Source organism: Microcystis sp. LE19-41.2A (assembly GCF_027530405.1).
Lineage (GTDB): Bacteria > Cyanobacteriota > Cyanobacteriia > Cyanobacteriales > Microcystaceae > Microcystis > Microcystis aeruginosa.
In genome coordinates, this window is the sequence record NZ_JAPZQJ010000153.1 from 1 (window position 1) to 8873 (window position 8873).

Below are 8873 nucleotides of genomic sequence, written 5' to 3' on the forward strand. Positions count from 1 at the left end.
ATTCTTGGGCTGCCCATTTCTCCATTTTTTTGCTTACCTCCACCTTAATTCCTTCTTTCAAAACTATACCTATCAATCGTTTCCCCTTTTTTTAAGTTTCTTCTCTTTTTGTTAAGAAAGATCCGACTAATGGATAGCTTAATAAGGGGGGTGCCGATAGGCGGGGGGATCCCCCCTGCCCCCCTTGATAAGGGGGGTGTCTGATAATTTTTAACGCCTACCTGCTTAACCCTATTTCATTATTTCCAAAAAAGAAAATCAGAGGAGTTGATAACTAAAAAACCCAGACGGGAACTCGTTTATAAGCGGGGGTTCCACAGCGAGGGTCGATTTTAGCCTTGAATAAAACATTGGCTTCGGGATAGAACATAAAGCCAACACCTTCGCGAATCGGACCGAAAATAAGTTCGATATTTTCTAATTTGCCGGCATCTCCTTGGACGGTGACTCGTTGATGTTCTTGAAGGCCCGCTTTTTTGGCATCTTCGACGTTCATTAATAAACAATGACGGTGAGGCATTCCCCGATATTTATCGCCCACTTGATAAACGACGGTATTATGTTGTCCATAACTGCGTCCTGTTCCAAGAATCAGAGCAATTCCGGGGGCATTTTCCGGTTGGTTAAAATCTTGCTTTTGCGGTGCTTTTAAAGTGGGTAAAGGGGTGACAGACATTTGCGCTTTTCCGGTTGAGGTCGGAAAATGGGGTTCGGTAAAAATCCGTCCGCTAATGGTAAATTCTGTTTGGGTTTGATCTAATTGCCCGATTTTTTGATAACCCGGAATCGTTTTAGCTATTAACTGACGAATATAGGCAGTATCGTGTAATCTCGACCAATCAATCGGGTTTGTGCCTAAAACCTTGACGGCAATATTTGTTAATAGTTCTACTTCCGAGATGATATCGACATCGGAACCCTGTAGATGACTGCTTCCCCGCTCGTTAAAACGGACAAAATTATTGCCCGATTCGGTGGTTGTCGGGTGAGGATTTTCAAAACGAGCGAAGACGGGTAAAATTACCGTATTTTGTCGGGCTAATCCCTGAAAATGTCCTAAATTTGGCTTAGTGGCTACATAAAAAATCGTATCAATTTGTGCTAAGGCTTTTTTGGCTTGAGTTAAATCTGGATTTGCTCCATAAAGATTACCTCCCAAACAGAAAAGAGTGTTAATTTTTCCCCCTTCGGCAGCTTCAATTAATGCCCTGGTATCATAACCGCCGGTTATATTTAATGGCTTTCCTAAAAGTTGAGCAAGTGCCTCGGCGATTTCCTGACGTAATCTCACTGTAACGCCCATAGAACCGAAGCCCTGTACATTAGAATGACCTCTGATTGGCATGGTTCCGGCTCCGATTTTGCCGGCATTACCCGTGAGTAAGGCCGTGTTAGCGATACTGATGATATTATCGACACCATTTTCCTGTTGTGTAACCCCCATCGCCCAAGCGAAAACCACACGCTCTAAATTGCCGAAAAGGGCGGCGGTTGCTTCAATTTCTTCTCGGGATAAACCACAGGTTTTAGTAATAGTTTCCCAGGGTATTTGTCGGGCATAATCTATAACAGATTGCCAATTTTCTGTACGGGATTTGAGATAATCCCACCGAACCAAATTTTGTTCGATCAAAGATTTTTGTAATCCGACGAATAGGGCGGTATCGCTACCCGGAATCGGCTGTAGGTAGAGAGTAGAAATATCGGAACCGCCCCGCAATAAAGATTTAATCGGAAAAGCGGGTGAGGAGAATTTGACCAATCCGACTTCAATTTGCGGGTTAATAATAATAATTTTACCGCCGCGATCACGAATTTGAATTAATTCATTCATCAGGCGAGGATGATTAGCGGGGGCGTTAGAACCGATCAATACCACACAATCGGCTTGTTTTAAACTTTCCAGACTGACCATTGAAGTCCCGGAGCCGAAAACCTGTTTTAATCCTACCGTCGATGCGGCATGACAGAGATCGGAACAATCGGCTAAATTATTACTTCCTAATGCCCGGAAAAACAATTGTAAGAGATAGGCGGCTTCATTAGAAGAACGTCCCGAACTATAGGAGGCAATGGTCTCGGACGGTTGATGAAAAGCTTGTTCAGCTAATCGATAAACTTCTTCCCAGCTAATACGTTGATAGTGACTTTCTCCGGCTTTTAAGAGGACGGGATAACTAAAACGACCCAAGCGATCGCATTCTAGGGAGGTTAAGGACTGTAATTGAGCGAGATGATAGGTCTGAAAAAAATCGGTTTTAATACCTGGCATTAATTCGGAAGTAACTGCCTCGACACTTTTGAGACAACGTTGCAGACTTTCCCCCGCTTCGTTGACAAAACCGCCCTTTTGTCCTCCCGTTCCCCAAGCGCAAGCTAAACAGGCACTTTTATGATTTAAGGTTTGCCAGAGTTTAACCCCTTGAGGAGAGAGGGTTTTTTCCGCCCAATATTGCAATACGGGAAAACCCCCGCCCGCTTCTATTTTGTCCGATGTTTCTCGTTCTGTCATCGCTTTTTCTCCCGATTTTTCCTTAAATCTCTCCGAGAGGAAGATTGTACCCAATACGGTTGAGTTTATCACTATTTTTCAAAAAGTGCATCAGCAAGGCATAAACGACTGGGTAAGCTACGGTTAGTTGTTGACAATATCCCCTGATTGTGATTTTATCAGACTAAGGAGAGGTCTATTAAAATGGTAATTCTGATGGATGAAAATGAAGACTTTCAACATTTAGAAGAGATGATCGCCAATCTCCAAGTAAAACAGAAACAGATTCTGAAAGGGATGTTAGATTATCCGATTCAAATCGATTCGGCAATGGGGATACTTTCCGATCCATCTCGGCAATTGGCAACAACTGCTCATAATTTAACCAGAGTACATAAAATACTTAAAGAATTGGAAAAACAAGGATTGGTTAGTTTCCACGATTCTCAATATTCTTTGACTGAGTTGGGAAGGGAAATAGTAGGACACCTTAGCGATAAGAGTCCAACCCCAAGACGGGATGCACAGAGAAAGGAAAAACTGCAAAAAAGCTACGATTTTTTAGAACTCCATAGACAAGGATTAAGCTATCAGCAAATAGGGGATAAATACGGCATAAGTCGCGAGCGCGTTCGTCAAATTCTTGCCAGTAACCCCGAATTTGAAGCTTATCGGCAAAAACAAAAGGAAAACAATTATCGTTGAACGACTGTAAGAAGAGCGAGAAACGAAATTTACAATCTTTCCAACAATTCCTCGCGGGATAAATTCGCTAAAGAAAGAAGTAAAGCGGTGCGTTCCGAGATGGGAAGTTGGGCAATCTTTTCTACTAGACTGAATAATTCCGAATCTAGGGGGCCAAAGCGTCCTTCCAGAAGACTGGTTATCAGGGAATACCGTTCTTCTAAACTACCTTGTTGTATCCCTTCTTGCTTCCACTCTTCCCTTTGTTGTAAATAAGCTGGTGATAGATTCATGATGTCCTCCTGTTCTTCTGTACTTAAATTATCTCTCAACTCTAAATTCTTGCGCCAGTTGGCCAGAATTTCCAATAAATTCTCTCGAAAAGGATTGCGTTCTGGCAGTTCAACTAACTCTTCAACTGCTCGTTTTTGAGTTCCTCCTTTACCTAATACCCTCAACCATAAGGTGTCTTCAATTACTGGTAATTGATGAATGACAATGATGCCCGCTTTGAGAGACTTCGCTAAAAAGTAAACCCCTGTTAACCAATTACTCTCATCGCTGTGAGTCCCGAAATCTTCAATCATTCTAGCTGAAAAGGTGGGCGTTAGAATCCAGAGAACTGGTAGTTCAGCTTCTGTTAGAGTTTTGTTTGACCGTTTCGCTTTTCTCAAGACATCCCCATGAACCGTGTATAACTTTGACAAACAACTGCGAATCTCTACCTCGGTCGGGGGATTGCGGAAAGGTTCAAACAAACAGGAAGTAGCCGCCATTTTTCCAAGTAATCCTAAAGGTAACTCAGTGGGAGGAGGTGAGCTAAATGGTTCAAACCAGACATCGATTTCTTGAACCTCACTTTTTACTTTCTTACTTTTTCTAATCGTCCCTAGAGGTGTTAGTAATTCCTCTAAATATTCCTTAGCAAATTGGTCATGAATTTGGCGAGTCATTCAAATTAATAATTAAGCATAAAAAGGACGGCAATAATCTTATTATATCATTAATTAAAAAGGAATCCAATCGACAATATCGATCCATTCTTCTGCTTCGGTAGTTTCCCAAATCATAATTAATTCTTCGGCTAGTTTTCCCATTGTTGTTGTGGGACGTATCCAAAACAGTCCCCAGATTTGTTGATTTTTTTGCCAATATTCTTCTAAATGTTCAGTCATACTGGTACGATTATCTGTCACCAAGAGTCGTTGAGATAATCCTAAATACTGTAAAACATCAGGGTCAAGAGTTCCTAACGGTGGTGTATTCGGCTCTCCAATGCGTAAAATATCTATCTCTGGATTTAACCTTAAGACAGCGACTTTCAAGCGGGGGGATAAGGTTTCATCGAGTAAAAACTTGATTTTCATACCTTGACAGAATCTTGCCTTTGCTGTTTAATTCTTCTCATCTTTTCTCGTTGAGGCGAAGGATTTTTCAGTGCTTCATGGTAGCGAGTCTCTCGCCAATTCTGGAGGCGCAATAAATAGGCATCAATTTTTTGCCGATTCTGTAAATAATAAGTAATAGTTGCGTAGATTTTCTCTAAACTTAGATCGGGATAGATAGCATTTATTTCTTCTGGGGTATAGCCTTCCAAGAAATAAAAGAGTACGTTGTCAATTCCGAGCCGATGACCTTTGATTCTAATATCATCTTCGGAGATAAATAAGAAATAATCTTCTAGTTGCATAATTAATTTTCCCCTTAATTTTATTTCATTTTTACCGCTTATTTATAGTATTTCCTGTTCGCAGGAGGTACATTATCAATGTTAAAAAGCTTAATCAGCAAAGGTTTAACTGTGCCACACAGGTGTGAGAACCTCTATATTAATGTTTTATCATAATTAGTTTACCTTGTGCTTCCCTTGTTTTCAAACTTTTAACCGGGATAAACTGCCCCGCTGCCATAACCCCGGCTGCTATGCTGGCAGCCACTATGACGGAGCTACTTTAACGGGAAGTCTGGATTATCGGCTGGCCGCCGAAATATGTCGGGAACTCGATGCCATCGAGCGAAAGAATTGACGAGATTATCGAAATCCACCTATCGACCATCGGCAACCAGCGCACATCGACCGAGGAAAGGTCAGCGCGGCAGAAACATCAGGCTGTTTTGCGGGAATTGAACGGTCTTTGCTGATTTCGGCGGTCACTGTCCCTGCCTAACGCTCTCTAATGCCATTTTTCAAAAGTAATGGCAGAGATGGTTAATTGCCCTCAACCCCAATCCCTCTCCCAGAAAAGAAGAAAAGAGTAATATACTTTCAGGTTGGGGAGGGCGAGTCCTCGTGGGAGAAGGTTGGACAAGTTCGGGGTATAGACGCACACCGGGAGGGGTTAATTATTAGTATCGCCCGATCGATCGGAGGGCTTAGGACAGATGAATATGCTAATGCGCCAAGGAGAGTATTTGCCAGCATTGAATTGCTGCTTGATGTCAGGCTTCTGAATTGTTGTAAGTATTTTTATTTTGTTTTCAGGTGAGCTAACCAGTTGCTTATATAGAGGATTGCTTGGTTCAGTAACGCTTCCTATGGCTTTTTGCAGGAGATCGCTAATACGACCCCATTCACCATTTTCAGGATGACCTTCATCCGTAATTACAGTGATAAATCCTCTGGGTAATAAGGTTTTAAACTCATTTTTCTCTTCCTCATCACTAAGAACCTTTACCTGCATTTCGCCATGATTTTGTTGGTCAAGCTTATATGCAATTAAGTTGGCTAATGGAGTGGCTACGGAACTATTTTCATTGCAGATGAAAAGGTTAAAGTCAGTATATTTGGAGGGATCACCCCGTTTTGTGTAAGGAGGATTCCTAGTCAATGCTTCCCGTAAAGCTTGATCTAAAGTAATACCATCAGCTATGGTTTGTTGTGTGCCAACATTTGTGTCTTTTGATTTAGCTTGTTTTTCTTCTAACCCCCACAATTTAAGTTTTTCCTTGGTCTTTTCATCCATTTGAATTTCAGTAACATACTTTGAACTATTCTGTATTACGTCAGCCGCCCAAGTGCGAATTTCATCACTACTTCCAGAGCTTTTGATGATCTCCAGAGCTAAATTAATGTATCTGATCCTTAAATCTTGTGTCAGCTTTTGATTTTCAATTTGTGCATTATAAGCACTGCCAACCCAGAAAATAACCAAAGCTATTGCTGTGTTAGCAATAACTCCCAAAAATTGTGCGACAACTTTCCCCTTTTCCCACGCAAGAGGCAAGTGTTGATCATCGTCTCCGTTAGTCATCTTAAGACACCTCCTTTCTACTCTACGCTCTAAGCTGAACAATGCCAAAAGGCTCTAATTATTTCCCTCTTATCTATCCCTACTCTATCTCCGATAATCTCAACGAATGAGGCTGTTTTCATAAATTTTAATAATTAGCTGATAGTGAATTGCGATAGCCGATGGCAGCAATATCCAGCGATCGCTAAAGTGCTTAACAAAAGAAATTATAATCTTATCGATTTTGACCGTGCCACTATCCAAAGGAATAGATTAGATTTCTTGAAAAGACCGATGCGGGGAAATTACCGATCGATCACCCGAACTTTTTCCTTATCGGTAAAGATCGGGCGATTTGCATATTCTTGCTATTCCTAATACATCCGAGAGCGCCCGTCCTGTCGAATTTATCTTTAAACCCTAACTATCCCCGTACAATTATCAGCATATCGATCATAAACCTTGAGATAGGTTGCACGCCATGAGCGAATACCAATATTACGAATTCCAAGCTATCGATCGCCCCCTCACCCAAGAGGAAAGAGCGGCCATCAGCCAACTATCGAGCCGCGTCAAACCGACGGCAACGAGTGCCAGTTTCACCTACCCGGGTAACGTGGAACGTGATCCGAAGGAATCTTTTTAACTGGAAAGACGATCTGTTAATGTACGGCTGTAATGCCTGATTGTGTCCTATAGGTCTAATAAAGTTGTTAAGTATTGCCGTTATCGATCGAGATCGGGTTAGCTTGGAGATAGCAGTGAGCATTCAGCTTTAAACACTTAATAACTGCTAACCGAATCACTGATAAGGGGGTTTTTTCATGGCTTTTAGCCGTTCTAGCGGTATTTTGCTTCATCCCACCAGTCACCCCGGTCGTTACGGGATTGGAGAACTAGGTAGGGAAGCCTATCAATTTATCGATTTTTTGGCTCAAAGTGGTCAAAAACTCTGGCAAATTCTCCCTTTAGGCCCGACAGGGTACGGTAACTCTCCCTACATGAGTTTTAGTGCCATTGCTGGCAATCATCTCTTGATTAGTCTCGATATTCTTCGGGAAAAAAACCTGCTTAGTGAGGCAGATTTCGAGGATATTCCCGATTTTCCCCTCGATCAAGTGGATTTTGATAAATTGATCGCTTGGAAAATTCCTCTACTTAGAAAGGCGGCGAGCAATTTTGTCAAGGGTTCTGACACAATTCTTTACAAACAGTTTGCTGGCTTTTGTGCTGGCAATGCCGATTGGTTAGAGGATTACGCTCTATTTATGGCTTTATCCCACGCTTACCAGGGTAAAGCATGGATGGAATGGCCGACAGAAATTCGCGAACGTCATTGGGGTGCGTTGGAAACACCGAAACAGGAGTTACAAGAGGAGATTTTTCTGCACAAATTCCTGCAATTTGAGTTTTTTGAGCAGTGGTTAGCCCTAAAACGCTATGCTAACTCCCTCGGTATCGAGATTATCGGTGATATCCCCATTTATGTCTCCCATAATAGTGCCGATGTTTGGGCAAATCCGCAGGTTTTCCGACTAGATACCCAAACCGGTAATCCCTTGGAAGTGGCCGGGGTTCCCCCGGATTATTTCTCAGAAACGGGGCAATTATGGGGCAATCCTCTCTATAACTGGGATTATCTCAAAAATACGGGCTTTGACTGGTGGGTACGCCGTTTAAAAGGGGTTCTTTCCCTAGTCGATATTATCCGTATCGATCATTTTCGCGGATTAGAGGCCTATTGGGCCGTGGCTTTTGGCCAGGAAAACGCCATTAATGGTCGTTGGCTGAAGGCCCCGGGTTATGATCTCTTTAATACTATTGGCGCTCGTTTAGGTAAATTGCCGATTATTGCCGAAGATTTGGGCGATATTGACCAAGCAGTCTTAGATTTTCGCGATCACTTTGCCTTCCCCGGGATGAAGATTCTCCACTTTGCTTTTGGGGGTGACGCGGGTAATCCCTATCTTCCTTTCAACGTCGAACGCAACTGTGTGATTTATACCGGCACTCACGATAATAATACCACTGTGGGCTGGTTTCAGGATAACGCCAATGACTACGAAAAAGCGCGACTTTATCAATATCTTGGCGCTCCCAGTGGTCAGGGAGTGGCTTGGGATCTGATTCGACTTGCTTATAGTTCCGTGGCTAATCAGGCGATCGTACCGTTACAGGATGTGTTAGGTTTAGGATCGGATGCGCGGATGAATACCCCCAGTGTCGCAGAAGGGAATTGGTCATGGCGCTATCGTCAGGAAGCTTTAACCGGAGAATATAGCGAGAGATTGCGAGATTTAGTCAATCTTTTTGGCAGAAATCGTTAAATAGGGTTTGCTGAAAAAGCTTTTCCTGGGGGCAGGGTGTGGGGTGTGGGGTGTGGGGTGTGGGGTTTTACCGATTTTGAGGTAGTCAATTACCTAATTTTCAGGGAAAAAGTACCTGAATTTTCCCCCCGATCCCCGCAA

At 42.6% G+C, this 8873-nt stretch carries 8 protein-coding genes; 3 read left to right on the plus strand and 5 right to left on the minus strand.

Features of this window, described 5'->3' with window-relative positions:
• Nucleotides 1–274: 274 nt before the first annotated feature.
• Nucleotides 275–2512 carry an FdhF/YdeP family oxidoreductase gene (locus tag O9290_RS06455; protein ID WP_288086832.1) on the minus strand — a complete coding sequence of 746 codons (2238 nt, stop codon included), beginning with the start codon at nt 2510–2512 and terminating at the stop codon, nt 275–277.
• Between the two features lie 183 nt (nt 2513–2695).
• Here O9290_RS06455 and O9290_RS06460 point away from each other — a divergent pair, with 183 nt between their 5' ends.
• Nucleotides 2696–3196 (plus strand): sigma factor-like helix-turn-helix DNA-binding protein, encoded by a 501-nt coding sequence (locus O9290_RS06460; protein WP_002796191.1) that lies wholly within the window; start codon nt 2696–2698, stop codon nt 3194–3196.
• Between the two features lie 29 nt (nt 3197–3225).
• On the opposite strand, the gene O9290_RS06465 is transcribed toward O9290_RS06460, so the two are convergent.
• The 4 genes from O9290_RS06465 to O9290_RS06480 all read right to left on the minus strand — a co-directional run bounded on the left by O9290_RS06465 (nt 3226) and on the right by O9290_RS06480 (nt 6426).
• Nucleotides 3226–4128: an RpnC/YadD family protein gene (locus tag O9290_RS06465; protein WP_288086833.1), complete on the minus strand. Its 903-nt coding sequence runs from the start codon at nt 4126–4128 to the stop codon at nt 3226–3228.
• 54 nt (nt 4129–4182) lie between these two features.
• A complete protein-coding gene (locus tag O9290_RS06470) occupies nt 4183–4542 on the minus strand; it encodes a DUF5615 family PIN-like protein (protein WP_125730976.1) in 360 nt (119 codons plus the stop codon).
• The gene (locus O9290_RS06475) at nt 4539–4865 is read right to left on the minus strand and encodes a DUF433 domain-containing protein (protein ID WP_002762393.1); all 327 of its coding nucleotides are present in this window, start codon (nt 4863–4865) and stop codon (nt 4539–4541) included. The genes O9290_RS06470 and O9290_RS06475 overlap by 4 nt, the downstream gene beginning before the upstream one ends.
• Nucleotides 4866–5514: 649 nt before the next feature.
• A complete protein-coding gene (locus O9290_RS06480; RefSeq protein WP_288057211.1) occupies nt 5515–6426 on the minus strand; it encodes a hypothetical protein in 912 nt (303 codons plus the stop codon).
• A 460-nt stretch (nt 6427–6886) separates the two neighbouring features.
• On the opposite strand from O9290_RS06480, the gene O9290_RS06485 reads away from it, so the two are divergent.
• Both O9290_RS06485 and malQ read left to right on the plus strand, forming a co-directional pair.
• Nucleotides 6887–7051 carry a hypothetical protein gene (locus tag O9290_RS06485; RefSeq protein WP_170915522.1) on the plus strand — a complete coding sequence of 55 codons (165 nt, stop codon included), beginning with the start codon at nt 6887–6889 and terminating at the stop codon, nt 7049–7051.
• Nucleotides 7052–7229: 178 nt separating this feature from the next.
• Complete coding sequence (gene malQ / locus O9290_RS06490) at nt 7230–8732, plus strand: 4-alpha-glucanotransferase (RefSeq protein WP_288057213.1); 1503 nt, start codon at nt 7230–7232, stop codon at nt 8730–8732.
• The last annotated feature ends 141 nt before the right edge of the window (nt 8733–8873 follow it).

Excerpts from the sequence above, each read along its gene's own strand:
- O9290_RS06455 (WP_288086832.1), bottom strand. The coding sequence starts at position 2,512 with ATGACAGAACGAGAAACATCGGACAAAATAGAAGCGGGCGGGGGTTTT.
- O9290_RS06460 (WP_002796191.1), top strand. The coding sequence starts at position 2,696 with ATGGTAATTCTGATGGATGAAAATGAAGACTTTCAACATTTAGAAGAG.
- O9290_RS06465 (WP_288086833.1), bottom strand. The coding sequence starts at position 4,128 with ATGACTCGCCAAATTCATGACCAATTTGCTAAGGAATATTTAGAGGAA.
- O9290_RS06470 (WP_125730976.1), bottom strand. The coding sequence starts at position 4,542 with ATGAAAATCAAGTTTTTACTCGATGAAACCTTATCCCCCCGCTTGAAA.
- O9290_RS06475 (WP_002762393.1), bottom strand. The coding sequence starts at position 4,865 with ATGCAACTAGAAGATTATTTCTTATTTATCTCCGAAGATGATATTAGA.
- O9290_RS06480 (WP_288057211.1), bottom strand. The coding sequence starts at position 6,426 with ATGACTAACGGAGACGATGATCAACACTTGCCTCTTGCGTGGGAAAAG.
- O9290_RS06485 (WP_170915522.1), top strand. The coding sequence starts at position 6,887 with ATGAGCGAATACCAATATTACGAATTCCAAGCTATCGATCGCCCCCTC.
- malQ (WP_288057213.1), top strand. The coding sequence starts at position 7,230 with ATGGCTTTTAGCCGTTCTAGCGGTATTTTGCTTCATCCCACCAGTCAC.